Genomic DNA, 25,963 nt, shown 5'->3' with positions numbered 1-25,963 from the left:
GTCATATGAAAGCAACCAAGATAGACCCTCAACTTCTTGAAAAAGCAACGAGTCTCTTTGCTGAATTAGGTTTACCGATTGAGCAGGCCATCAACGTATTTCTAGCAAAGTCCGTTCAGGCCAAAGGCTTTCCGTTTTCTGTTGCCCTCGAAAATGAAGCAGAAGCGCAGGAGGCCTCACACAGCCAAGCACAAAACAAAATCAGCAATGCCGAGATAACCGAAGCTATCCAAGACCTGGTTGAGCACGCTCTACCACAGAGTGAAATAGAAAACCTCACCCAGCTAACCTATTGTCGCAACACCTTCGGGTTGTCATTCCCGGTGCTTAAACTGGCTAAATCACCACGGCCAGAAGACATTCGCAGTGCAGCCAAAGATGCCAAAGAGCGCAACCGCTACTCCACCACGAAAGTGGCCCAGCGAGATGAAAAAACTTACGTGATTTGCACCCAATGGACAGACAGGCACCGCAATGCGTTTTGTCGTTGGCAAGCCATCTTTAGCTAGCACGCAAAAAAACAACCAAAAAAAACACTGATTTTTAACGATTTAACTATATTTAGGCAGTATCAATGAACTTACAAGACAAAGAACAAAGCGCCAAACTCTCCAGTGCTATTTGGCGTATGGCAGACGACCTATGGGGTGATTTCAAACACACCGACTTTGCACGAATCATCCTGCCCTTTTTGCTACTGCGTCGTATTGAATGCGTGTTGGACCCCACCCGTGAGGAAGTGCGCAAGTTCTATCTGGCCGAGAAACAATCGGGCATTGACCTTGGTTTAGTGTTGCCAGAAGTCGCGGGATTCGCCTTTTACAACACCAGTGAATACAGCCTCGAAACCTTAGGCGCTTCAGATACAGGCGACAACCTAGAACACTACATCAGCCAGTTCAGCAAAAACGTTCGTACCATCTTTGATGAGTTCAAATTTGGTCAAACCATAGAAGACCTGGAAAAAGCCAAGCTGCTCTACCGCATGGTGAGCTACTTTGCCAATCTCGACCTACATCCTGATGTGGTGTCTGATCGCGTATTGTCAGATGCCTATGAAGAGCTGATTTTCAAGTTCGCCAGCTCGGTTAATGAAAAGGCGGGGGAATTTATGACCCCACGCGATGCCGTGCGTCTTGCCACCAAACTGGTACTGGCGGCAGATGAAGATATCTTTAGTGAAAAGGGCGTGATCCGCACCATCTATGACCCAACCTGTGGCACGGGCGGCTTCCTTTCCGATGCTATTAGCCAAATTGAAGAGATGGGCAGCAGCGCCAAAGTGGTGCCTTTTGGTCAAGAGCTCGACCCCGCGACTCATGCCATGGCGCTGACGAATATGATGATCCGTGGCTTTGATGCCAACAACATCAAGCAAGGTAATACCCTATCAGACGATCAATTACGTGCCGACAAGTTCCACTACGGCCTAGCCAACCCGCCATTTGGCATTAAGTGGGAAAAAGCTAAAAAAGAAGTGGAACGTGAGCACAAACAGCTCAAATACGCAGGGCGTTTTGGGCCTGGTCTGCCGGGTATCTCTGATGGCTCCATGCTGTTCTTGCTGCACTTGGTATCAAAAATGGAAACACCGGAAAATGGTGGTGGCCGTGTGGGCATTGTACTTTCTGGCTCACCATTATTTACTGGCGACGCAGGCTCAGGCCCATCAGAAATCCGCCGCTGGCTGCTCGAACAAGACTTGGTAGAAGCGATTGTTGCACTGCCAACCGATATGTTCTTCAACACCGAAATAGGTACCTACATCTGGATTTTGTCTAACCATAAAGAGCCAAGACGCAAGAACCAAGTACAACTGATTAACTTGGCGGGTATCTGGACGCCCATGCGTAAAAAGCAAGGAGATAAGCGCAAGTACCTCAGCGATGAACAGATTGACGATATTGTGCGTGCTTACGATGGCTTTGAAGCTAGTGACTACTGTAAGCTCTTTCACACTACTGACTTTGCCTACCGAAAAGTGACCATTCAACGTCCGCTGCGCGCCAAACTCAACATCACTGAGGATGGTATCGCTCGGCTGAAAAGCTTAGCAGCGTTCCAAAAGCTCAAACCAGAACAACAAACTGCTTGGATGCAACACCTCACTGATAACCTTGGCCTCCGGCCATATGAATGGGCGCGTTTGGCAGCGAAACACAATCACAATAAAGGTGACTTTGGTAAGTGCCCGAAGGCACTGGCTACGGCCTTAACTACGCACTTTATGTTGATAGATCCGCAATTCGAGCCAGCACTGGATGAAAAAGGCCAAAAAATTGCTGATCCAAAACTCAAAGACACCGAAAGCATTCCCTTTGATCGTGATGTTGAAGATTACTTTACACAAGAGGTGCTGCCACATGTACAGGATGCCTTTATCGATCACTCAGTACGTGATGAAAAAGATGGCGAAGTGGGCATTGTCGGTTATGAAATTAACTTTAACCGCTATTTCTATCAGTACGTGTCGCCACGTGAGTTGAGTGTAATTGACAGTGAGCTAAAGGCATGTGAAGTACGCATTCAGGCACTACTCAATGAGGTGGCTGAATGATCACACCTTATCCAAACTATGTTGGTAGCGATATTAAGTGGGTTGAGGCTGTACCTGCGGATTGGAAATCAGTTCCTTTCTACACTGTTGCCTCTGAATCAAAACTGTCAAATAAGGGCATGATAGAAGATAACCTTTTATCGTTGAGCTTTGGCCGTATTAAGCGAAAAAGTATTGATACAAAAGGTGGGCTTCTACCTGCATCATTCGAGACTTATCAGATAGTTAATGAAAATGACATTATTTTTAGACTAACGGATTTACAGAATGATAAGCGCAGTCTTCGCTCTGCCCAATGTATGGAACGAGGCATTATCACGTCGGCATACGTTGCGGTCACCCCAAACGCGATTAGGCCAAGATATCTTCATTATTTGATGCGAGCATATGATGAAAGCAAGGTTTTTTACAACCTTGGGGCAGGCATGCGTCAATCTCTTAAATATGACGAATTAAAGCGCTTGCCTATTTTATTGCCACCTGAATTAACGCAACAAGCGATTGAAAAGTTCCTCGACCGCGAAACCCAGCGCATCGACAGTCTGATCGAGGAAAAGCAGACCTTTATTAAGCTGCTCAAAGAAAAACGCCAAGCGCTGATCAGCCATGTGGTCACTAAGGGGCTTAACCCCAATGTGGAGATGCAGGATTCTGGTATCGAGTGGATTGGGCAAGTGCCGAAGCATTGGAGTGTCGTGCAACTAAAACGCCTTATTGATTCAATCGAACAAGGCTGGAGCCCTGAGTGTTTAGCTACCCCAGCCAAAAACGAAAGATGGGGAGTGCTAAAGTCTGGTGCAGTTAATGGGGGTGTTTACAGTCAAGATGAAAATAAAGAGCTTCCTGAAACACTATCTCCAAGACCAGAAATCGAAGTAAAGGTTGGCGATCTCATAATGTCTCGAGCCAGTGGTTCAAGAGAGTTAATAGGCTCTGCGGCTTATGTCTACGCGACAAGAGAACGACTAATGCTCTCAGATAAGTTATTCCGGCTACATTGCAAAGAAGACGTGGACGCTGAGTTCGTAGCAATTGCTTTAGGCTCATTTCCATTGCGACGCCAAATTGAGCTTGCTATTGGCGGTGCTGAAGGCTTAGCAAACAACCTATCGCAAGCAAATATTAAAAAACTACTTATTCCTAAACCACCAAAAACTGAGCAGGAAGCGATTACTTCTCACATAAAGTCAGTAAGTTCAAAAATTGAAGATTTAATTATTGAAACAAATAACTCTATTGCTCTTTTAAAAGAACGTAAGACTTCCCTTATCAGCGCAGCAGTAACAGGGAAAATCGACGTCAGGGAGACGGTGTAATGGCAGCACATCATGAAGTGCATTTTGAACAATATATTACCGAGCAGTTGGTGAGCAATGGCTGGAAAGAAGGCCATTCCAGCCACTATGACCAGCAGCGCGCTATTTACCCGCAAGATGTTATGGATTGGGTAAAGGCCACCCAACCTGATGCCTGGCACAAACTGAATAAACTGCATGGTGCGAATGCCGAGCAGGTGCTACTGGAGCGCTTAGAAAAAGCACTTGCCAGTAAAACAGGTGGCACCATTAATGTGTTGCGTAAAGGCTTTACCATTGCAGGCTGCGGCACCATTGCCATGGGCCAGCGCAAACCCGAAGATGCGCGTAATGAAGAGCGTATTGCCCGTTATGAGCACAACATTTTGCGCGTGGTGCGCCAACTGAAATATTGCCCGACCCGCGAGTGGGAAATTGACTTGGTGTTCTTTATCAACGGCCTACCCGTTGCCACCGCCGAGCTAAAAACCGATTTCACTCAGTCGATAGAATCAGCGATAGCGCAGTACAAGCAAGACCGTTTGCCCATTGACCCAAAAACCAAGCGCAAAGAGCCGCTGTTAACCTTTAAACGCGGTGCTGTGGTGCACTTTGCTATGTCAGATACTGAAATTGCCATGGCGACCAAACTGGCGGGAGAAAATACCTATTTTCTGCCCTTCAATAAAGGCCATGATGGCTCTAGCTCTGATTTGCCCGTGCATATCAACTTGCCCGGTGAAGATGGAGAGTATCCGGTCAGCTATTTCTGGCAAGAAATCGCCCAAAAAGATAACTGGCTGCGTATCTTCTACAGCTTCGTGTATGTCGAAACCAAAGAAGTCGCCGATAGCAATGGCAAGGCTGCGCGTAAAGAGACGCAGATTTTCCCCCGTTACCATCAGCTTGATGCGGTAAACAAGATGATTGACGATGCCCGCCAGAACGGTGCAGGCATGCAGTATCTTTGCGAGCACAGCGCTGGCTCAGGCAAAACCTCCACCATCGCATGGACAGCCCATGATTTGATTCGTTTACGCAGCACCGATGGTAAAGCGGTCTTTAAATCCGTGATCATTGTGACCGACCGCACCGTGCTGGATTCGCAGTTGCAAGATGCGGTGCAGCAGCTAGATCATCAATATGGGGTGATCAAGGCGATTGACCGCGAAAAGAGTAGCGAGTCGAAATCAAAACAGCTGACAGAAGCACTGCTAACAGGCACGCCGATCATTGTGGTGACGATTCAAACCTTCCCATATGCATTAGAGGCAATTCTGACCAATCAATCTTTGGCGCAAAGTAACTTTGCGGTGATCATTGATGAGGCTCATACCTCGCAAACTGGCTCTACCGCCAAAGGTTTACGCGCAGCGCTTACGCTAAACCTGAGCCCTCAAGAGTTGGAGCAAATGAGTATTGAGGACATTCTTACTAAGGTGCAAGAAGCGCGTGCCATGCCCAAGAACGTCTCGCACTTTGCTTTTACAGCAACACCCAAGCACAGCACTAAGATGCTGTTTGGTCGCCCGAAAGACCCTAGCCAGCCAGTGTCAGATGAAAACAAACCAGAATCGTTCCACCTCTACACCCAACGTCAGGCCATTGATGAGGGCTTTATTCTCGATGTGCTGGAGAATTACACCCACTACGATACGGCTTACAAAATTGGTGAGAACAATCTGGATGAGAAGCGCGTAGACAGCAAACAAGCCCGTCGCGCTTTGGCTCGTTGGATGTCACTGCACCCAACCACTGTCAGCCAAAAAGTCGAATTCATTATTGAGCACTTCAAAGCCAATATCGCTCACCTTCTGGAAGGTGAAGCCAAAGCCATGGTGGTCACATCTGGCAGGCCGCAGGCGGTGAAATACAAGCTTGCCTTTGATAAGTACATCAAAAAGCATGGTATCGAGGGTATTCAAGCCTTGGTTGCCTTCTCAGGCAAAGTACCCGGTAAAGACTTGGGTGATGAAGACAACCAAGACCCACTGGGGATTGATTTCGACAAAGAGTACACAGAGTACAACTTAAATCCCGACACACATGGGGCTGATCTGCGCCACGAGTTCGAGAAAACCGAATATCGCGTCATGCTAGTCGCCAACAAGTTCCAAACAGGCTTTAACCAACCCAAACTGGTTGCCATGTATTTGGATAAGAAGATCTCAGATGTAGAAGCGGTACAAACCCTGTCCCGCTTAAACCGCACCTACCCAGGCAAAGACACCACTTACGTGATTGATTTTGCTAATGAGCCGCAGACCATTCTCAATGCGTTCAAAAAGTACGACAAAGGCGCACAACTCAACGAAGTGCAAGATGTAAACGTCATCTATGACATCAAAGAGATTCTGGATGAGCAAAGCATCTACAACCATCAAGATTTAGAGTTGTTTAAGCAAGCACGCGGTAAATCGATTCTCGGCCAAGCACCCGACAAAAAGTCACACGCGCACAAAAAGCTGCTTGCTGCCACACAATGCCCTACCGATGTGTTCAACGTTAAGCTGAAAGAGCTGGTTGATGCCGCAAACCATTGGGATCAGCAATACAACAAAGCGCACCTTGCTGGCGATGAGAAAGCAGCGAACTATGCAGAGTCGCAACGCAGTGAGTTCACCAAGCAGCGTGAAGCTCTGATGCGTTTTAAGTCAGATTTGGCTCGATTTGTGAAGCACTACAGCTATATGGCGCAATTGATTGAGTTTGGTGATCCTGAACTGGAAAACTTTGCCGCGTTTGCCCATTTGCTTTCGCGTAGATTGAAAGGGGTAACACCAGAAAACATCGACCTCAGTGCACTGGTGCTAGAAAAGTTCAAAATTAAGTATGACAAAGAGCCGACTCCAGAAGCGATTAATCAGGTACTTGAGCCTATCCGGCCCAACTACAACGACCCAACCGACCGTGAACAGGCATTTCTTGCCGATATCATTCGCCGCCTAAACGAACTCTTTGGTGATGTCGGCGATGAGCCAGGCCGCCGAAACTTTGCCAACGGTACGATAACCCGTGTAACGGAAAACCCGATTGTGGTTGAGCAGGTAGAAAAGCACGACAAGTCGATAGCCCTCAAAGGCGACTTGCCTCAAGCGGTGAAGCAAGCCGTTGTACAAGCTCTGCTCAAAGAAGGTGATATCGCCCGAACGCTACTCAAAGACCCACAGGTAATGGCAAGTTATGTTGAGCTAATTTTTGACATGATGAAGCAAGGTACAGAACAGGTGGAGGCGAAATGATGAATACTGCGTTTCGAGTATTACTTACTTTCAATGCAACATCACTACTAGTGATTATCTTTGCAGTACAAAAAGGGTACTCACTCGGATATTTCTTTGGTGATTTAGCTTGCTTCGATTGGATAGCAGCACTTCCGAACGCAGTATCATATTTACTCTATTTTCTTATCCCAGTTTTATCGACTGGATTGAGTATTTGGCTGAGTAAATACTTGGGGAGAGACGAGTTTAAAGCGGGTGAAATAGCAAGTATTGAGCATGCCAATAACAGCTTCCTGCCAAGTTATTTAGGTTACTTTTTTGTTGCATTGAGCATTGGTAACTGGGAAACCTTGTGGTTTGTTTATGGAGTTTTGTTTGTTTTTACTCTCTTATCGCAAGCACTCTATTTTAATCCATTGTTTTTACTATTTGGTTATGAGTTTTATAACATTACAACCAAAAACGGAACAGCCATTTTTCTGATTAGCCGAGAGCGCTACAAGAAGCCAGATGACATCCAAATACCATTGGCTTATCGAATCAATAATTACACATTTATCGAGCGAGGATAATGATGGACCATGTACTGGCACATATAAAAACTAGAGCAAAAAAACGCATTTTCAAATTGGTTTCTGATCAATCTCTTTTTGACGGAGTCGCAGTCGACTTAAATGCGTGTGTTCCTTACAACCCAGATCATAACCTTGATGAAGATTCATGGTTTAAAATTGAAGGCTTTAGTCAAAAAGAGTTTTGTATTGAGCTACTAAAAAAAGACTATGATTCAAAAGACTACGATGATTTAACCAAAGATAACTTCTCAAAGATTGCCTACTTATTTGCAGTTCAAGGTAATGATTTTTATTTTCAAAAAATCACTCCAAGCCTATTTGTAAAACGCAAAACGCTCGTTTTTGGTGAAGTAGCAGAGATAGAGAAAAGCCAAACACGTTTAGTGATAAACGCTTTACCAGATGCTCTGTACTTTAAAGCGGCAGATACCTTGATATTCAAAAATCTGGCAACAATATCGAGCATTTTTAAAGGCATTGATGAGTTATACAAAGAAGCAACAAAAGAAGAGGTTGAGCAGTTTTTAGATGCACAGTTTATAGAGCTCGGTAACGACTACAACGTAGATAGCGTCTCAAAACCCAATAGAAAACGTATTGGCCTTGCTATGGCAACACTTGATGCTATGTCTGCTGATGATAAAGCCAACATGCTTGATTATATCGACGGTTACTGCGGTGAACAGAAACTTAAATTCGATAAAGAAAATCAGAAGTTTGAAATATCTAATGACGATGAGTTGAAGTTACTGCTTTATGGCATTGAACAACGCTTTTATACGACCCCATTTGGCAAAGAAAAAAGGCTCGCTAACTCTGTAACCGCTATGGATAAAAAATAGCCCCTTATAAGTAACGTAAGAAGGTTGACTCAATGACCAAAAACACCCCACAAGCTCCGCATGGTGAATTTGTCCTGTTTACCAGTGCCGATGGTAGAACTCGCGTAGAGTGCCGCTTTGAGTCAGATACCTTGTGGCTTTCACAAGCAATGATTGGAGAGCTCTATGGTAAGGCAAAGGCGACTATTAGCGAGCATATTAAAAATATCTTTGCTGAAGGTGAATTGGACGAAAATTCAGTTGTTCGGTTATACCGAACAACTGCGGCTGATGGTAAGTCATACAACGTTCAATACTTTAGCTTACCACTAGTATTAGCTGTTGGTTACCGCGTCCGTTCAAGCCGTGGTACTCAATTCCGCCAATGGGCAACACAAACCTTGGAAGAGTATCTGATCAAAGGCTTCGCAATGGATGACGAGCGTCTGAAAAACCCGCCCGTTGGCCATTCTGCGGTTCCTGACTACTTTGACGAGATGCTCGAACGCATTCGCGACATTCGAGCCAGTGAGCGTCGTGTTTATCTGCGAGTCAAAGAAATCTTTACCATGGCAGCCGATTACGAGCCATCCAACCAAGAAACTAATCGCTTCTTTCAAACCATTCAGAACAAGCTGCATTATGCCTGTACGCACATGACGGCTGCTGAGCTGATTGCTAGCCGTGTGGATGCCAGTAAGCCAGATATGGGATTAACCAGTTTCAAAGGTGACGAAGTACGCAAAACAGATGTTACCATTGCCAAAAACTACCTGCGCGAAGATGAGATTAAAGAACTCAATCGCATCGTCAATATGTGGCTCGATTTTGCTGAAGATCAGGCGCTTCGCCGCAAGCAGGTATTCCTACAGGACTGGGCCGATAAGCTAGACCAGTTTCTAAGTTTTAATGATCGGGACGTATTAAGCGGAGCGGGAAAAATCTCCAAAAAGGATGCTGATAATAAGGCGAAATTGGAGTTTGATCGCTTTGCTGAGCAACGCCGCCGTTTAAAAGAATCCGAAGGTGCACTTGCTAATATTGCAGCCCTCAAGGCAATACTCAAAAAAGACAAATAACGCGACTAACTAAGTTGAACCAGCCATGGTACCGACATCAATGTCGGTACCATCGTTCTCAGGTCTGTCATTTATCCTGCCAAAACACCATCTAAAAACCACTTTGAGGTTTCAACTGGCTGTCTCATAAAATTAGCGTATCGAAAAGCAACCTTAAAACGACCTTATGACCTTTATCAGCTCAACTTACTGGCGCTGCGTTCAATAAATCCTATGGGTTTTAACATCTAAAAGTTCATCAGCCTGCAAGTTCTACAAAACAGGCCACATCCCACAATAATCTAGAAATTTACCGTCACAATCCCATCAGAAGAAATAATGGACGTTCAGGTCCCACAATGATTGGACTATTATTCCCTACATCCCCGCCAAAACAATAAAGCGACGAAAATAATCCTTAGCTACGTCCCACAAAGATAGGTATCTGGAAAGCACAAGGATAGGTCCCAGGAGAGGAATCGCTGCCATGCTTGCCAGTGAGCGGTGGGACACGAGGAAAATTACGCACCCCAAAAGGGCAATTTCAGATGCGTAAGTAACAGTACGTTTGCGCTACCTTGAGCAAAACAAACAAGGAGCCACTATGACTGTATTAAATGAACATTCCGCCGCCTATCAATGGCATCAACGAGCCCAGCAGCGACACCCCGAAAGTGAACAAGAGTGCTTTGAACTAGCGCTTTGCCAATCACTAAAAGCCCTTGCTGATATCGAGAACTTTGCAATGCAGGAGCCCTATCTACTTGAGTTTTTAGCCAGTTGCTACGCTAACCAGTTTTGGCGAATCCATCGAGCCTATAAGGACACTTCACCAGGCCGCTACGGCTGCCGTGTTCGTGTTCGCAACCATCGCTTTGAAGCAGCTTGGTACTACAACTGGTATCTCAGTGCTAATCAAATGTCACTGCGAAACAACAAAGAACAGCGTGTTCGCTCAAAGCATTTAGCCAAAGGCAAAGGCTTTCGTTACCCACCTGGCCGCTTTTCAAAAGCCAACGCGGAATGGGAATCCGATCTTATTGAGTACACAGAAGATGCCTTCGCACTGATCCGCGAAGTGCGGCATGAAATCCTCACCATCAAACAAAAAGCGCAAATCTGTACAAAACGACTTCACAAGCTTCGTGAACACTTTCAAAAAATGGAGAAGCAGAATGGCTAAGAAAACCACGCCAAATGTTGGCATCACAAACTATTGCGGAGAGTTAGACCTGTCAGATTTTGATATTGCACTGCCAGAACAATCACCGCTGCCAGCATTAATCAAAGACTTACCTATTTATGTCACCGATGAGTCTAAGAAGCTAATGGTTGCGGCCAAAGACCTTAAAGGTCGATTAGAGGAGTTGAGCAAAGCTTTAGCAACTGAGTACGATGTAGAGCACCCTATGCGATATACATTCAAAGTGAAAAATTCAAAAGGTTTACCGAAGATCACTTGGTATCGCCTCATTCTTTATCGCTATCCAAAAAAAGAACTCGAAGAAAAAGAAGTATCCGATGCCGTTTTGCGACGTTTTTCAAACGCAATGAGCTGGGAGATCCCGCTGTATTTGCATTTGCTCGATGAGTTAGAAAAGCTCGATCAGCGAGTCATCCGCATGAGCACACTAACTAAAGCAGTTAAAGATCTCACCAAAGCCATAGAAAAATATAATACTTAATGTATTTGCTTGCTCCATTCCTCTCGGCATGGAGCTTTTCCGCTTGAGCTTGCATTTTCAAAATCGGTGGTAAAATTTAGGTAGTAGACACTTAGGAAAGCTAAGCTAAAGATAAACAAATGATCGAGGAGGTCTTATGGAACTTTGGATATGGTTGTGCGGCTTACTATTGACGGTAGCGGCTGTAGGTGGCGTCTTCTGGTACGCAGGGCGGGAGAAGTAGAACTAAGCGTTATCTGACTTATCCAACTCTTGCTTGAGCTGAGTGATGAGTGCTTGTTTTTCCTTTTCATTAAGCTGTTCTATTAGGCAAGCCAGCTCAGCTGAACTATCAGAGTCAGAGAAGAAAAACGCAACAGGCACACCAAGCTCCTGAGCAAGCTTTTGTAGCGTACCGATATCGGGCATATGACGCCCTTTTTCATAATGATTCATACGGCCACTCGCTGAACTTGGGTCCATACCCAAACGGATACCAAGCTCCCTCTGGCTGATACCAACGCGATTTCTTGCCTGTTTAAGGCGCTGTGGAAATGGATTTGTTTTAGACAAGTGAGAATCATCATCAACCTACGATGCTTAGATTTTCTAAGTTTTAATTATACCTGTATACTTAGGAAAACTAAGTACAAAATGGAGACTAAGATGAAAACACTAAAAAAGTTCGCACTATTTTTTTGCGTTTTTTGTCTTGGTGCGTTAGTGACTGTATATCAAAGCTGGGGAGTGATGTTGATGGCCTTCCCAAGCGTTATTTGGCTACATAAGCCTTTGGTTGTTATCCACACAAATAAGTACATCGCGTTGTTATTTTGGTTTGTACTCTTTTATATAAACTGGCTATTCGCCACTGCCGCCGCCCTCACCTATTTCTTTATTCATGTCTGGCATTTGCACCAACAGAACATTCCGCTCAATGACTCGTATTGCACCAAGCGAACGCCTCGCCGCATCAACCCAAGTACAGGTTTGTTGATGAAGAACAGGCACTTTGATATCGCAGGTAATGCTTATGGCTGGAAGAATGATTGATATGGCTAGGTGATGATCACTTTCGCTCCTACTGGGAAGGATCGTAATAACAAAATGATCCACGATCCATAGCAAAGCCCCCCGAACAATAACTGATGAGTTTAATGATCAAAAGATATCTCCTGCTTATCCACAATGAGTCAACTTGGTGATCAACCGATAAATAACTGCAAAATCAAATTGTTTTGAAAAGGAAATTTCTCATGAAATCGAAGGCTAGGTTCACTCAGTTATCGTTACTCATTTTGCTCACTGGATGTGCCTCTACATCAACTCCTATCCAATATGACAACAGCCACAGACGTGCTCATAACATTGCTCATGCAGGTGGGCTCTACCAAACAGAAGACAAAGTCATTCCAATGAGAGACTTTGAGGCATTTAAGCTCGCGAAAGCTGCCGCAGGAAATACATTGTTGCTCACGTCTTCAGTAGGTGCGGGACTTGAGTTAAGTGAAGGACTAGGCCTTGGTTTGCTAACGTCATTGCTGGAACAGCCTGATACCGCTTCGCGAAACAGCATTATTGCTTGGATGCCTATACAAGAAGCGACATTCGCTCGAGATGCACAGCAAAAGTTGCTCTACCACTTCAACGCAGCCATCGAAACCGTGCTTCAAGAACAATCTATTAACTATGAGCGCACGAATGGCAATTCAGAACAAAAGATAGAGTTCTACTTTCATAGTGCAGACTACCAATGTCCAAAATACCAAGCTGGTATGACAAACCAGGACCTATGCTATATCACCGCAGAAGTTTTCGAACCGAGAAGAACGATGTCACCGCCTTTCGTCAACGATGGACAGGAAAGTTTTGCATTTGAATCCAACCATCACGTCTACTACCAGAGATTTAGAATTTCGCCAGGCAAGAATAGTAACATCCCTTCTGATGCACTTTATGCTGCTATTAGTAGTAAGTTGCCCGATTGGATCTTCATTTATATAGCAAAAGGGAAGATTCACTTTGGTAAGGAAACGATAATCGCACCTTACCTGCTAGAGAGTGGAAAACCTCTCTTGTTTGTCGTTGCTGAAGAGAAAGATAGTGAAAGCTGATCCGGTTTCCCACCATTCCCACTTTTCCCATCCTGATCTATGATGGAAGTCATCTTGGGAAGTAAGAATTTGACCATAAATTGCAATTTGGTCCCCAATCGGTCCCCAAGACGTCGCGCGAGGCCAGCTATTATGGGAAACTTCACTTTCTGTATCGGTAAATAAAAACTAGGGTGAGCATGGCTCGCCCTTTTTATGAGGAAATATCCATGATCCACATTATTACGGGCAGCACGCTCGGCGGGGCTGAATACGTTGGTGATCACTTAAATGATCTCCTCGAAGAACAAGGTCAGACGATCACGCTCCACAATCAACCTGAGTATGCATCGATCCCGCAGCAAGATACTTGGTTGATCGTGACATCAACCCATGGTGCAGGTGAATTCCCAGACAATATCAAGCCATTCATTGCCGATCTGACCGAGCAAACACCTCAACTCGATAAGGTTCGTTTTGCTGTGATTGCGATTGGTGATTCAAGCTACGATACCTTCTGCGCTGCAGGCCAAGCCGCCCATGAGTTATTAACAAATCTTGGCGCACACGCGATTTCTGACTGTTTTACCATCGATGTATTGGAGACTCCGGTACCCGAAGACGCTGCAGAAGAGTGGTTTAACGATCATAGTGAGCAGTTTTAGAGCTCAATCATCGATAAAAAAGCGGCTTTCGCCGCTTTTTTTGTACCCAAAACCACCAGCTGTGAATAACTTTTACCAATGAAATGGCACTTTTTTCTCATTTATTGCCATTTTTCTTGTGGATAAGATCATAGAAATACAGTGATTAACCTATAGTTATCCAAATAACAACTTAAGATCACTTTTTGGGGTGTGTATAAGTAGCCTTTTTGATCCCAGCTAATCCTCATCCTGATCAAAATTAGATCACACCATTTGATCCAAAAAAGATCCATGATCTTGTTGATCATTTTTGAGTTATCCACAGAACCTCTCGATCCTAATAATAGATCCAATAAAAGATCTCTTTAAAGATCTTATCTATATTAATTAAAAATAGCGTTCCTGAAAAATTCCAAAAACGTTTTCTCGCGCTATGAAAACAGGTAGAATATCGCTCCTTTTTATCTGTCTAGAAATCGTTTGAATACCTGAGGTCGGTTCATGCTTTATCACGAAAAATTTGACGTCATCGTAGTCGGTGGCGGCCATGCAGGAACGGAAGCCGCACTCGCATCTGCGCGTACTGGTCAAAGTACGTTACTCCTTACTCACAATATCGATACCCTGGGACAAATGTCTTGTAACCCAGCGATTGGTGGTATTGGTAAGGGACACTTAGTAAAAGAAGTCGATGCAATGGGTGGATTAATGGCTCAAGCCATTGATCATGCAGGTATTCAATTCCGTACTCTTAATGCTTCTAAGGGACCAGCGGTTCGTGCTACACGCGCTCAAGCTGACCGTGCCCTGTACAAAGCGTACGTTCGCAGCACCTTAGAAAACACACCAAACCTGACTCTGTTCCAACAGTCAGTGGATGATTTGATCGTAGAACAGGATCAAGTCGTCGGTGTTGTGACGCAAATGGGACTAAAATTCCATGCCAAGGCTGTGGTATTAACGGTTGGTACATTCCTAGGCGGTAAGATCCACATCGGTATGGAAAGTTCATCCGGTGGTCGCGCGGGTGATCCACCATCGATCGCCTTGGCTCAGCGTCTGCGTGATCTTCCTTTCCGTGTTGATCGCCTAAAAACGGGTACGCCACCGCGTATTGATGCTCGTAGCGTCGATTTCTCTGAACTTGAGGTTCAGCATGGTGACAACCCGACACCTGTTTTCTCATTCATGGGTAACCGTGCGCAGCAGCCACGCCAAATCCCGTGTTATATCACGCACACTAACGAATCTACTCATGAAGTGATTCGCAACAACCTAGACCGTAGCCCAATGTATGCGGGTGTGATTGAAGGTATCGGCCCACGTTACTGTCCTTCAATCGAAGATAAGGTGATGCGTTTCGCAGATAAGAACAGCCACCAGATTTTCATCGAACCAGAAGGCCTAACCACGCACGAGCTATACCCTAATGGTATCTCGACCAGTTTGCCGTTCGATGTTCAGGTGCAGATTGTTCGCTCAATGAAAGGTTTCGAGAATGCACACATCGTGCGTCCAGGCTACGCAATTGAGTACGATTTCTTTGACCCACGTGATTTAAAACAGACTTACGAGACCAAGTTTATCAAGGGTCTGTTCTTTGCGGGTCAAATCAACGGTACCACGGGTTACGAAGAAGCGGCGGCGCAAGGTTTGATGGCCGGTTTGAACGCAAGTCTGTTTACTCAAGGCAAAGAGGGTTGGAGCCCACGTCGTGATCAGGCTTACATGGGCGTATTGATTGACGACCTATCAACCATGGGTACTAAAGAACCGTACCGTATGTTTACTTCGCGTGCTGAATACCGTCTGTTACTGCGTGAAGACAACGCCGATATCCGTTTGACGGAGAAATCTCGTGAACTAGGTTTGATTGACGATGCGCGCTGGGCGCGTTTCAACGAGAAAATCGAGAACATGGAAAAAGAGCGTCAGCGCCTGAAAGAGACTTGGATTAACCCGAAATCTGAAGACATCGATGCACTTAACCAGATCCTAAAAACACCAATGTCGCGTGAAGCGAGCGGTGAAGATCTTCTGCGTCGTCCAGAAATGACGTATTCACAACTGACGGCTCTGGATCGTTTTGCTCCAGCTCTAGATGATCAACAAGCTGCAGAACAGGTTGAAATCCAAGTGAAATACGAGGGTTACATTCAGCGTCAGCAAGATGAGATCGAAAAATCGCTGCGCCACGAAAACACCAAGCTGCCTGTTGATCTTGATTACAGCCAAGTGAAAGGTCTATCCAACGAAGTGGTGCTTAAATTGTCGACGGCGAAGCCAGAGTCGATTGGTATTGCTTCTCGAATTTCAGGTATTACGCCGGCTGCAATTTCTATCCTGCTGGTTTACTTGAAGAAACATGGCCTACTGAAGAAAGGTGAGGAAGCATAATGAGCGCACTACGCGAAAAACTGGATCACCTGATCAGCCAGACCGACCTAGAAGTATCAGATAAACAACGTGGCCAACTGGTTGGTTACGTTGAACTGCTTAATAAATGGAACAAGGCGTATAACCTAACGTCGGTTCGCGACCCGATGGACATGATGGTGAAACATATCTTAGATAGCATCATTGTCAGTACTCACTTACAGGGCAAGCGTTTTATTGATGTCGGTACGGGCCCAGGCCTTCCTGGTATCCCACTCTCAATTATGAATCCTGATTGTGAGTTTTTCTTGTTGGATAGCCTTGGAAAGCGTATTCGTTTTATCAAGCAAGTCGTACATGAACTGGGTATCGACAACGTGACGCCTGTTCAAAGTCGCGTTGAAGAGTTCCAGCCAGAAGAAAAGTTTGACGCTGTGCTCAGTCGTGCGTTTGCATCAATGACAGACATGGTTGAGTGGTGTCATCATTTACCTAAAGAGCAATCCGGTGTATTTTTGGCTCTTAAAGGACAACATCCTAGAGACGAAATGGACCAGTTACCGAGCTGGTGTTCAGTAACTGACATCAAAGCTTTGCAAGTTCCAGAGCTTGATGGAGAGCGTCATCTAGTAACGTTATCGCGTCAAGGATAATCAGCGAGGCCATAGTGGGTAGAATTGTAGCAATTGCCAACCAGAAGGGTGGTGTAGGAAAAACAACAACTTGCATTAATTTGGCTGCCTCTATGGCCGCCACAAAGCGCAAAGTTTTGGTTGTCGATCTCGATCCACAGGGTAATGCCACTATGGCAAGCGGTGTCGACAAGTATCAGGTTGAAGCAACTGCTTACGATTTATTGGTTGAAGACACACCTTTTGATGAGGTAGTTTGCCGAAGTACGTCGGGAAACTACGATCTCATCGCAGCCAACGGTGATGTTACCGCGGCTGAAATCAAACTGATGGAAGTGTTTGCGCGTGAAGTAAGGCTTAAGAATGCCCTTGCGTCAGTTCGTGATAACTATGATTTCATCTTTATTGATTGCCCCCCTTCTCTAAACCTTCTTACAATTAATGCGATGGCTGCGGCGGACTCTGTTTTGGTTCCGATGCAGTGTGAATACTTTGCGTTAGAGGGTTTAACTGCTTTGATGGATACCATCAGCAAACTGGCAGCTGTTGTGAATGAGAATCTGAAGATCGAAGGCTTACTTCGTACTATGTATGATCCTCGCAACCGCTTGTCGAATGAAGTATCTGATCAACTCAAGAAGCATTTTGGTAGCAAGGTCTACCGAACTGTGATCCCTAGAAATGTACGTCTTGCTGAGGCTCCAAGTCATGGCAAACCAGCGATGTACTACGACAAATACTCCGCTGGAGCAAAAGCCTACTTGGCGCTTGCGGGTGAGATGTTACGTCGTGAAGAAGTCCCAGTTTAAATCAAACCAAAGGAATTCGCTCAATGTCTAAACGTGGTTTAGGAAAAGGGCTAGATGCATTGCTTGCAACTAGCTCAATGGCTCGTGAAAAACAGCAAGTTGCTTCTCATAGTCAGGCGCTCTCTGCCGATGGTGAGTTAACTGAGCTTGCGATTGGCAGCTTGAAGCCAGGTGTCTATCAGCCACGTAAAGACATGGCGCCAGACGCGCTTGAAGAGTTAGCGGCGTCGATCCAATCTCAAGGTATCATCCAGCCGATCGTTGTTCGTCCACTGTCGCAAGATCACTATGAGATCATTGCTGGTGAGCGTCGTTGGCGTGCAGCCCGTCAAGCTGGCCTAAAGCAAGTGCCATGTTTGGTGAAAAAGGTTGAAGATCGCGCGGCAATCGCGATGGCTCTGATTGAGAACATTCAGCGTGAAGACTTGAATGTCATCGAAGAGGCGCAAGCGCTAGAGCGTCTACAGAACGAGTTTGAGCTAACGCATCAGAAGGTCGCTGAAGTGATTGGTAAATCACGTACTACAGTGAGTAACTTGTTGCGCCTCAACCAGCTAGCAGCGCCAGTTAAAGAGTTAGTGGTGACTAAGCAGCTTGAAATGGGGCATGCTCGCGCATTGTTGGCGCTTGAAGGTGAACTGCAAGTGGAGACAGCGAACACCGCTGCACGCAAGCAATTGACGGTCCGCCAGATCGAACAACTTGTCAAAAAGTGTCTAAAACCAGAGGTTGAAGCGGAAACTCAGCCGCAAGACCAAGAAGCCATCGAACTTTCACGAAGACTGACGGAAAAATTGCAAGCAAACGTTACAATTGTCCGAACTGGTACAGGTAAGTCAAAAGTGACGATTACACTTGATGAGCCTCACAAATTAGAGCAACTTATTGCCAAGCTTGAGGACTAAATGAGATAATTAACTTAGGTCAATAATGTAATAAACAATAATTTTCGTACGAAAGTTGTCGGTTTGTATACAAAAATGTAAATGATTGCTGCGTTTTTATTGCAATCAGTTTGGCTGAACGTATAATTTTCGCCAATTTCTCAGCACGCTTTTAAGCGGTGGTAAGTGGGCTTAAAAGAGGAACGAATACATGGTAGCGGCGTTAGCAAGACCAGGACGAGTGCTTGCAAAGCAAATGTTATTGATCGAGCTTAGCGCGGTTATATTAGTGGCGGTGGGGTTAGGTTTAGCTGTTAATCCTGATTGGGGTTTTGCTTCACTGGTGGGTGGCGGTATTTTTGTCATTGCCAATGTGGTGTTTTGTGTGTGTGCTTTTCTCTTTTGTGGGGCGCGTGCGACAAAACTGGTTGCAGCGTCGTTCTATGCAGGCGAAGCATTAAAAATCTTAATCACAGTTTTACTATTCTCTATTGTCTACATGTATATGCAGGTGGAATTAATTCCCCTCAAACTGACCTATTTACTGGCTCTCGGTATTAATATCTTTGCGCCAGTGCTTTTCATTAACAATAAGAAATAGGACGAGTTATGGCTGCGGCAACAGCATCCGGATACATTGAACACCACTTACAGAACCTGTCTTTAGCCAAGCTAGGTTTTGTAGAGGAGACAAGTTTCTGGAACGTACATATAGACAGTCTGTTCTTCTCTGTACTAACTGGTGCGTTATTCCTTTGGGTATTTCGCTCAGTAGCAAAGCAAGCAACAGCAGGTGTACCTGGTAAGCTTCAGTGTTTTGTCGAAATGGTAGTGGAATTCGTTGGTGACAACGTTAAAGAAACTTTCCATGGTCGCAACCCGCTGATCGCTCCACTAGCACTGACTATATTCTGCTGGATTATCTTAATGAACTTGATGGACCTAGTGCCTATTGATTTCTTACCATATCCTGCAGAGCATTGGCTAGGTATCCCATACCTGAAAGTGGTTCCTACAGCTGATGTTAACATCACCATGGCAATGGCTTTGGGCGTTTTCGCTCTGATGATCTACTACAGCATCAAAGTGAAAGGGCTTGGCGGGTTTGCTAAAGAATTGGCTCTACACCCATTCAATCACCCAATTATGATTCCATTCAACTTGGTACTTGAGGTAATTTCGTTACTAGCGAAGCCACTATCTCTAGGTATGCGTTTGTTTGGTAACATGTTTGCGGGTGAGGTTGTATTCATTCTTATCGCAGCGATGCTACCGTGGTACTTACAATGGGTAGGTGCTCTACCTTGGGCTATCTTCCACATCTTGGTTATTTTGATTCAAGCATTTGTTTTCATGATGTTGACAATTGTTTACCTATCAATGGCCCATGAAGATAGTGATCACTAAAAAAAATTTTTAAGCTTTATTCTAACTATTAATGTTAATCGGAGAACGTAAATGGAAACTGTACTAAGTTTTTCAGCAATTGCTGTTGCTATTATTGTTGGTCTTTGTGCCGTAGGTACTGCAATTGGTTTTGCAATTCTTGGTGGTAAATTCCTAGAAGGTGCTGCACGTCAACCTGAAATGGCTCCTATGCTTCAAGTTAAGATGTTCATCATCGCAGGTCTACTGGATGCGGTTCCAATGATCGGTATCGTAATCGCACTTCTATTCACTTTCGCAAACCCATTCGTTGGTCAACTAGGTTAATCACTTTTAACTTCAGACAAACTCCGGTTTGTCATTGATTAACACTAAGTCCGAATAGAGGGGTAGCTGTTGTGAATATGAACGCAACTCTGCTAGGTCAAGCGATTGCTTTTTCTATGTTTGTTTGGTTCTGCATGAAATATGTATGGCCACCAATCATGCAAGCAATTGAAGAGCGTCAGAAGAAAATTGCTGACGGTCTACAAGCAGCTGAACGTGCTGCTAAAGATTTGAACCTGGCACAAGCCAACGCTTCTGAACAACTGAAAGAAGCGAAGCGCACTGCAACTGAGGTTATTGATCAGGCAAATAAGCGTAAAGCACAAATTCTAGACGAAGCTCGTGAAGAAGCTCAGGCAGAACGCCAGAAGATTCTTGCTCAAGCCGAAGCTGAACTTGAAGCTGAACGTAAACGTGCACGTGATGACCTGCGCAAACAAGTCGCAACTCTGGCAATTGCTGGTGCTGAGAAAATCCTTGAACGTACTATCGACCAAGAAGTACACAAAGATGTTCTTGACAACATTACTGCAAAACTTTAATGCAAGGGGCTGAATATGTCTGATTTGACTACAATCGCACGCCCCTATGCTAAAGCAGCCTTTGACTTTGCGGTTGAGAAAGGTGAGCTAGACCAATGGGGTCAAATGCTTACTTTCGCAGCCGAGGTCGCAAAAAACGATGATATTGTTAGCCTACTGAACAGTTCAACAACTGCCAGCAAGCTAGCTGAAATTTTCATTGTAATCTGCGGCGAACAATTTGATGCACATGGCCAAAACTTTATCAAAGTGATGGCAGAGAATGGCCGACTTAAGGCTCTTCCAGATGTATGTCACGAGTTCTTCGCTCTGAAAAAAGAGCACGAGAAAGAGATCGACGTTGAAGTAACTTCAGCAGTAGAACTTTCTAAAGAACAACTGGCAGATATCAGCAGCAAATTGGAACAGCGCCTAGAGCGCAAAGTTCAGCTGAATTGCAGTATAGATGAGACTCTACTTAGTGGAGTTATTATTCGAGCCGGAGACCTAGTCATCGATAACTCAGCTCGTGGTCGTCTAGACCGCCTGAGCGATGCATTGCAGTCTTAATGGGGATTGGAGCATGCAACTTAATTCCACGGAAATTAGCGATCTAATTAAACAACGTATCGAATCTTTCGACGTTGTTAGTGAAGCTCGCAACGAGGGTACTATCGTATCGGTAAGCGATGGTATTCTTAGCATTCACGGCCTAACGGACGTGATGCAAGGTGAAATGATTGAACTACCGGGTGGCCGCTACGCGCTAGCACTTAACTTGAACCGTGATTCGGTTGGTGCTGTTGTAATGGGCCCATATGCTGACCTTCAGGAAGGCATGAAAGTTACAGGTACTGGCCGCATTCTTGAAGTGCCAGTAGGTCCAGAACTACTTGGTCGTGTTGTAAACACACTAGGTGAGCCAATTGATGGTAAAGGTCCTATCGAAGCGAAACTGACTTCGCCTGTAGAAGTAATTGCACCAGGTGTAATCGACCGTAAATCGGTAGACCAACCTGTACAAACTGGTTACAAGTCTGTTGACTCAATGATCCCAATCGGTCGTGGTCAGCGTGAGCTAGTAATCGGTGACCGTCAGACTGGTAAAACAGCGATGGCGATCGATGCGATTATCAACCAAAAAGATTCTGGTATTTTCTCTATCTACGTAGCAATCGGTCAGAAAGCATCGACTATCGCTAACGTAGTTCGCAAACTAGAAGAGCACGGCGCGCTAGAAAACACTATCGTTGTTGTTGCATCTGCTTCTGAATCTGCAGCGCTACAATACCTAGCGCCATACGCAGGTTGTGCGATGGGTGAGTACTTCCGTGATCGCGGCGAAGACGCACTGATTGTTTATGATGATCTATCTAAGCAAGCGGTAGCTTACCGTCAGATCTCGCTACTACTTAAGCGTCCACCAGGCCGTGAAGCATTCCCAGGTGATGTATTCTACCTTCACTCTCGTCTACTAGAGCGTGCTGCTCGTGTAAGCGAAGAGTACGTAGAAAAGTTCACTAACGGTGAAGTGAAAGGTAAGACAGGTTCTCTAACTGCTCTTCCTATCATCGAAACACAAGCTGGTGACGTATCTGCATTCGTACCGACGAACGTAATCTCGATTACCGATGGTCAGATCTTCCTACAAACTGAGCTATTCAACGCGGGTGTACGTCCAGCTGTTGACCCAGGTATCTCAGTATCTCGTGTAGGTGGTTCAGCGCAGACTAAAATCATCAAGAAGCTATCTGGCGGTATCCGTACAGCTCTAGCACAGTACCGTGAACTTGCGGCATTCGCACAGTTCTCGTCTGACCTTGATGAAGCGACTAAGAAGCAGCTAGACCACGGTCAAAAAGTTACAGAACTAATGAAGCAGAAGCAGTACGCTCCAATGTCTGTATTTGACCAAGCACTAGTAATCTTCGCTGCAGAGCGTGGTTACCTTCAAGACGTAGAGCTTTCTAAGCTTCTAGACTTTGAAGCTGCTTTACTATCGTATGCTCGCAGTCACTATGCCGATCTTGCAACGCAGATCGACAAAACGGGTGTTTACAACAATGATATCGAAGCTGAGCTGAAGAAGCTTGCTGACGATTTCAAAGCAACCCAGACCTGGTAATTGGTGGGTGGCCTTAGGGTCACCTCATACCATTAACGGAGAGTAACGATGGCCGGCGCAAAAGAGATACGTAATAAAATCGGTAGTGTTAAAAGCACACAGAAGATTACGAAAGCAATGGAAATGGTAGCAGCTTCAAAAATGCGTCGTTCTCAAGACGCAATGGAAGCTACTCGTCCATATGCAGAAACAATGCGTAAAGTGATCGGTCATTTGGCTAACGGTAGCCTTGAGTATAAGCATCCTTATCTTGAGGAACGTGAAGCCAAACGTGTTGGTTACATCATCGTTTCTACAGACCGCGGTCTATGTGGCGGCTTGAACATTAACTTGTTCAAGAAAGCTATGTTAGACATGAAAGACTGGTCTGAGAAAGGTGCTGACGTTGAACTGGCAATTATCGGTTCAAAAGCAACAGCATTTTTCAATAACAGCGGCGCGAAAGTGGCGGCTCAAGTTTCTGGCCTAGGCGATAGCCCAAGCCTTGAAGACTTGATCGGTTCTGTAAGCGTAATGCTGAAGAAATATGATGAAGGTGAATTGGATCGCCTGTTCGTAGTGTTCAACAAGTTTGAAAACACTATGGTACAAGAACCAACGATCGATCAATTACTTCCTTTGCCTAAATCGGATAGCGAAGACATGCAGCGCGATCATGCTTGGGACTACATTTATGAGCCTGAGCCAAAACCACTACTAGATGCACTATTGGTTCGTTACGTCGAATCTCAAGTGTACCAAGGTGTGGTAGAGAACCTTGCTTGTGAGCAAGCGGCTCGAATGATTGCAATGAAAGCTGCAACAGACAACGCTAGCGACCTAATTGATGACTTAGAACTTGTGTACAACAAAGCCCGTCAAGCGGCAATCACACAAGAACTTTCTGAGATCGTTTCAGGCGCATCAGCGGTTTAATCGCTTTTCGGTTAAAGCTTAGGTAAAACTAAATAGTTAGAGGATTAACGATGGCTACAGGTAAGATCGTACAGATCATCGGTGCAGTAGTCGACGTAGAGTTCCCACAGGGTGAAGTACCACGTGTATACGACGCTCTGAACGTTACTGAATCTAAAGAACGTCTAGTTCTTGAAGTTCAGCAACAACTTGGCGGTGGCGTAGTTCGCGCAATCGTAATGGGTAGCTCTGATGGTTTACGTCGTGGTTTGACAGTAGAAAATACTGGCGCGCCAATCTCAGTACCAGTAGGTACTAAGACCCTAGGTCGTATCATGAACGTTCTAGGTGACGCGATTGATGAGTGTGGTGAAATCGGTGCAGAAGAGCACTACGCAATTCACCGCGAAGCGCCTAGCTACGAAGAGCAGTCTAACGAGACAGCACTTCTAGAAACAGGTGTTAAAGTAATCGACTTGGTTTGCCCATTCGCTAAGGGTGGTAAAATCGGTCTATTCGGTGGTGCAGGTGTAGGTAAGACCGTTAACATGATGGAACTTATCAACAACATCGCACTTCAGCACTCTGGCCTATCTGTATTTGCAGGTGTAGGTGAGCGTACTCGTGAAGGTAACGATTTCTACTTTGAGATGCAGGAAGCAGGCGTTGTAAACGTTGAAAAACCTGAAGAATCTAAAGTAGCGATGGTTTACGGTCAGATGAACGAGCCACCAGGAAACCGTCTACGTGTTGCACTGACTGGTCTAACAATGGCAGAGCGTTTCCGTGACGAAGGTCGTGACGTTCTACTATTCGTAGATAACATCTACCGTTACACGCTTGCAGGTACTGAGGTATCAGCACTTCTAGGCCGTATGCCTTCTGCGGTAGGTTACCAACCTACACTAGCGGAAGAAATGGGTGTTCTACAAGAGCGTATCACGTCAACTAAGCAAGGCTCTATCACGTCTGTACAGGCGGTATACGTACCTGCGGATGACTTGACTGACCCATCTCCAGCAACAACGTTCGCGCACTTGGATGCAACGGTTGTACTTAACCGTAACATCGCAGCTATGGGTCTATACCCAGCGATCGACCCGCTAGATTCAACTTCACGTCAACTAGATCCACTAGTAGTTGGTCAAGAGCACTACGATATCGCTCAAGGTGTACAACGTACACTTCAGCGCTATAAAGAGCTTAAAGACATCATTGCTATTCTAGGTATGGACGAGCTATCTGAAGAAGATAAGCAAGTTGTATCTCGTGCTCGTAAGATTGAGAAGTTCCTAACTCAGCCTTACCACGTAGCGGAAGTATTTACAGGTGACCCAGGCGTTTACGTACCTCTTAAAGAGACTCTACGTGGCTTCAAAGGTCTACTAGACGGTGAATACGATGACATTCCAGAGCAAGCGTTCATGTACTGCGGTACTATCGACGAAGCTATTGAGAATGCTAAGAAGCTATAAGGCTAACTAGGAGGCGATATGGCAGCAATAACCTTTCACCTAGACGTAGTAAGTGCAGAGAAAAAACTTTTCTCTGGCCTTGTTGAGACGTTTCAGGTGACCGGTAGCGAAGGTGAACTTGGTATTTTCCATGGTCACACACCGCTGCTGACCGCTATCAAGCCTGGTATGGTGCGTATTGTTAAGCAGCACGGCCACGAAGAAATTATTTATGTTTCTGGTGGTATGGTAGAAGTTCAGCCTGGTACAGCGACTGTACTGGCTGATACAGCTATCCGTGGTGAAGAGCTAGACGCAGCAAAGGCGGAAGAAGCTAAGCGCAAGGCTGTGGAGAATATCCAAAATCAGCATGGCGACATGGACTTCGCACAAGCGGCCGGTGAACTGGCTAAAGCCATTGCTCAGTTACGAGTTATCGAACTGACAAAACAGCGTCGTTAATTTTACAGAAATTATCGATACTGAGATAAAGGCGACCTAAGGGTCGCCTTTTTGCGTTTTTAGATAAGCCATATGCGGTACACCAATCGTAGCAAGTAACTGGTCATCCTAGCTTGTTAAAACGCTCGATAACTTCGTTAGAAATTTTGACTGTAGAAT

Annotated in this window: 26 protein-coding genes; 25 read left to right on the top strand and 1 reads right to left on the bottom strand. The window is 45.3% G+C overall.

Going from position 1 to position 25,963, the window contains the following annotated elements; genetic code table 11:
• Positions 1-5 precede the first annotated feature (5 nt).
• From AC6I7V_RS14030 to AC6I7V_RS13990, 9 genes are all read left to right on the top strand, one after another.
• Positions 6-509 (top strand): type II toxin-antitoxin system RelB/DinJ family antitoxin, encoded by a 504-nt coding sequence (locus AC6I7V_RS14030; protein WP_025768936.1) that lies wholly within the window; start codon positions 6-8, stop codon positions 507-509.
• A 65-nt stretch (positions 510-574) separates the two neighbouring features.
• Entirely contained in the window at positions 575-2,557 is a 1,983-nt protein-coding gene (locus AC6I7V_RS14025; protein WP_498011068.1) for a type I restriction-modification system subunit M, read from the top strand.
• Positions 2,554-3,873, top strand: coding sequence for a restriction endonuclease subunit S domain-containing protein (locus tag AC6I7V_RS14020; protein ID WP_498011067.1), 1,320 nt, complete (start codon positions 2,554-2,556; stop codon positions 3,871-3,873). The genes AC6I7V_RS14025 and AC6I7V_RS14020 overlap by 4 nt, the downstream gene beginning before the upstream one ends.
• Positions 3,873-7,094, top strand: coding sequence for a type I restriction endonuclease subunit R (locus AC6I7V_RS14015; RefSeq protein ID WP_498011066.1), 3,222 nt, complete (start codon positions 3,873-3,875; stop codon positions 7,092-7,094). The genes AC6I7V_RS14020 and AC6I7V_RS14015 overlap by 1 nt, the downstream gene beginning before the upstream one ends.
• Positions 7,091-7,648 carry a KwaA family protein gene (locus tag AC6I7V_RS14010; RefSeq protein ID WP_138938555.1) on the top strand — a complete coding sequence of 186 codons (558 nt, stop codon included), beginning with the start codon at positions 7,091-7,093 and terminating at the stop codon, positions 7,646-7,648. The genes AC6I7V_RS14015 and AC6I7V_RS14010 overlap by 4 nt, the downstream gene beginning before the upstream one ends.
• A 2-nt stretch (positions 7,649-7,650) precedes the next feature.
• A complete protein-coding gene (locus AC6I7V_RS14005) occupies positions 7,651-8,493 on the top strand; it encodes a hypothetical protein (RefSeq protein ID WP_064489088.1) in 843 nt (280 codons plus the stop codon).
• Between the two features lie 32 nt (positions 8,494-8,525).
• Positions 8,526-9,551 (top strand): virulence RhuM family protein, encoded by a 1,026-nt coding sequence (locus AC6I7V_RS14000; protein WP_238974913.1) that lies wholly within the window; start codon positions 8,526-8,528, stop codon positions 9,549-9,551.
• A 583-nt stretch (positions 9,552-10,134) separates the two neighbouring features.
• On the top strand, positions 10,135-10,713 hold the full coding sequence (mobI, locus tag AC6I7V_RS13995; RefSeq protein ID WP_498011065.1) for a conjugative transfer protein MobI(A/C): 579 nt from the start codon (positions 10,135-10,137) through the stop codon (positions 10,711-10,713).
• A complete protein-coding gene (locus AC6I7V_RS13990) occupies positions 10,706-11,215 on the top strand; it encodes a hypothetical protein (RefSeq protein ID WP_025768928.1) in 510 nt (169 codons plus the stop codon). Before mobI ends, AC6I7V_RS13990 begins: the two co-directional genes overlap by 8 nt.
• Before the next feature lie 225 nt (positions 11,216-11,440).
• Here AC6I7V_RS13990 and AC6I7V_RS13985 read toward each other — a convergent pair whose 3' ends face one another.
• Entirely contained in the window at positions 11,441-11,767 is a 327-nt protein-coding gene (locus AC6I7V_RS13985; protein WP_000047752.1) for a helix-turn-helix domain-containing protein, read from the bottom strand.
• A gap of 93 nt (positions 11,768-11,860) precedes the next feature.
• Between AC6I7V_RS13985 and AC6I7V_RS13980 the strand changes: the two genes are divergently transcribed.
• The 16 genes from AC6I7V_RS13980 to AC6I7V_RS13905 all read left to right on the top strand — a co-directional run bounded on the left by AC6I7V_RS13980 (position 11,861) and on the right by AC6I7V_RS13905 (position 25,804).
• The gene (locus tag AC6I7V_RS13980) at positions 11,861-12,247 is read left to right on the top strand and encodes a hypothetical protein (protein ID WP_498011064.1); all 387 of its coding nucleotides are present in this window, start codon (positions 11,861-11,863) and stop codon (positions 12,245-12,247) included.
• 203 nt (positions 12,248-12,450) lie between these two features.
• Positions 12,451-13,308 (top strand): hypothetical protein, encoded by an 858-nt coding sequence (locus tag AC6I7V_RS13975; RefSeq protein WP_498011063.1) that lies wholly within the window; start codon positions 12,451-12,453, stop codon positions 13,306-13,308.
• A gap of 209 nt (positions 13,309-13,517) precedes the next feature.
• Positions 13,518-13,952 carry an FMN-binding protein MioC gene (mioC, locus tag AC6I7V_RS13970; RefSeq protein WP_498011062.1) on the top strand — a complete coding sequence of 145 codons (435 nt, stop codon included), beginning with the start codon at positions 13,518-13,520 and terminating at the stop codon, positions 13,950-13,952.
• Positions 13,953-14,435: 483 nt separating this feature from the next.
• Positions 14,436-16,331: a tRNA uridine-5-carboxymethylaminomethyl(34) synthesis enzyme MnmG gene (mnmG, locus tag AC6I7V_RS13965; protein WP_255229556.1), complete on the top strand. Its 1,896-nt coding sequence runs from the start codon at positions 14,436-14,438 to the stop codon at positions 16,329-16,331.
• Positions 16,331-16,963, top strand: a complete 633-nt coding sequence (gene rsmG, locus AC6I7V_RS13960) for a 16S rRNA (guanine(527)-N(7))-methyltransferase RsmG (protein WP_498011061.1) — start codon at positions 16,331-16,333, stop codon at positions 16,961-16,963. Before mnmG ends, rsmG begins: the two co-directional genes overlap by 1 nt.
• Before the next feature lie 14 nt (positions 16,964-16,977).
• Complete coding sequence (locus AC6I7V_RS13955; protein WP_032548633.1) at positions 16,978-17,751, top strand: ParA family protein; 774 nt, start codon at positions 16,978-16,980, stop codon at positions 17,749-17,751.
• Positions 17,752-17,774: 23 nt separating this feature from the next.
• A complete protein-coding gene (locus tag AC6I7V_RS13950; protein WP_498011060.1) occupies positions 17,775-18,656 on the top strand; it encodes a ParB/RepB/Spo0J family partition protein in 882 nt (293 codons plus the stop codon).
• 190 nt (positions 18,657-18,846) lie between these two features.
• The gene (locus tag AC6I7V_RS13945; RefSeq protein ID WP_032548635.1) at positions 18,847-19,236 is read left to right on the top strand and encodes a F0F1 ATP synthase subunit I; all 390 of its coding nucleotides are present in this window, start codon (positions 18,847-18,849) and stop codon (positions 19,234-19,236) included.
• 8 nt (positions 19,237-19,244) lie between these two features.
• Entirely contained in the window at positions 19,245-20,042 is a 798-nt protein-coding gene (atpB, locus tag AC6I7V_RS13940) for a F0F1 ATP synthase subunit A (RefSeq protein WP_032548636.1), read from the top strand.
• 51 nt (positions 20,043-20,093) lie between these two features.
• Positions 20,094-20,348 carry a F0F1 ATP synthase subunit C gene (gene atpE, locus AC6I7V_RS13935; protein WP_010319963.1) on the top strand — a complete coding sequence of 85 codons (255 nt, stop codon included), beginning with the start codon at positions 20,094-20,096 and terminating at the stop codon, positions 20,346-20,348.
• Positions 20,349-20,419: 71 nt separating this feature from the next.
• Positions 20,420-20,890: a F0F1 ATP synthase subunit B gene (gene atpF, locus AC6I7V_RS13930; protein ID WP_032548638.1), complete on the top strand. Its 471-nt coding sequence runs from the start codon at positions 20,420-20,422 to the stop codon at positions 20,888-20,890.
• A 15-nt stretch (positions 20,891-20,905) separates the two neighbouring features.
• Positions 20,906-21,439 (top strand): F0F1 ATP synthase subunit delta, encoded by a 534-nt coding sequence (atpH, locus tag AC6I7V_RS13925; protein WP_255229558.1) that lies wholly within the window; start codon positions 20,906-20,908, stop codon positions 21,437-21,439.
• Positions 21,440-21,452: 13 nt separating this feature from the next.
• Positions 21,453-22,994, top strand: a complete 1,542-nt coding sequence (gene atpA / locus AC6I7V_RS13920; protein WP_032548640.1) for a F0F1 ATP synthase subunit alpha — start codon at positions 21,453-21,455, stop codon at positions 22,992-22,994.
• Positions 22,995-23,042: 48 nt separating this feature from the next.
• Positions 23,043-23,909: a F0F1 ATP synthase subunit gamma gene (gene atpG / locus AC6I7V_RS13915; RefSeq protein WP_255229559.1), complete on the top strand. Its 867-nt coding sequence runs from the start codon at positions 23,043-23,045 to the stop codon at positions 23,907-23,909.
• A 50-nt stretch (positions 23,910-23,959) separates the two neighbouring features.
• Positions 23,960-25,363 carry a F0F1 ATP synthase subunit beta gene (gene atpD, locus AC6I7V_RS13910; protein WP_255229560.1) on the top strand — a complete coding sequence of 468 codons (1,404 nt, stop codon included), beginning with the start codon at positions 23,960-23,962 and terminating at the stop codon, positions 25,361-25,363.
• Between the two features lie 18 nt (positions 25,364-25,381).
• Positions 25,382-25,804, top strand: coding sequence for a F0F1 ATP synthase subunit epsilon (locus AC6I7V_RS13905; protein ID WP_032548643.1), 423 nt, complete (start codon positions 25,382-25,384; stop codon positions 25,802-25,804).
• Positions 25,805-25,963 lie beyond the last annotated feature (159 nt).

The organism is Vibrio sp. KUL70 (assembly GCF_059725515.1).
This window is presented reverse-complemented; position numbering and strand designations above follow the sequence as displayed.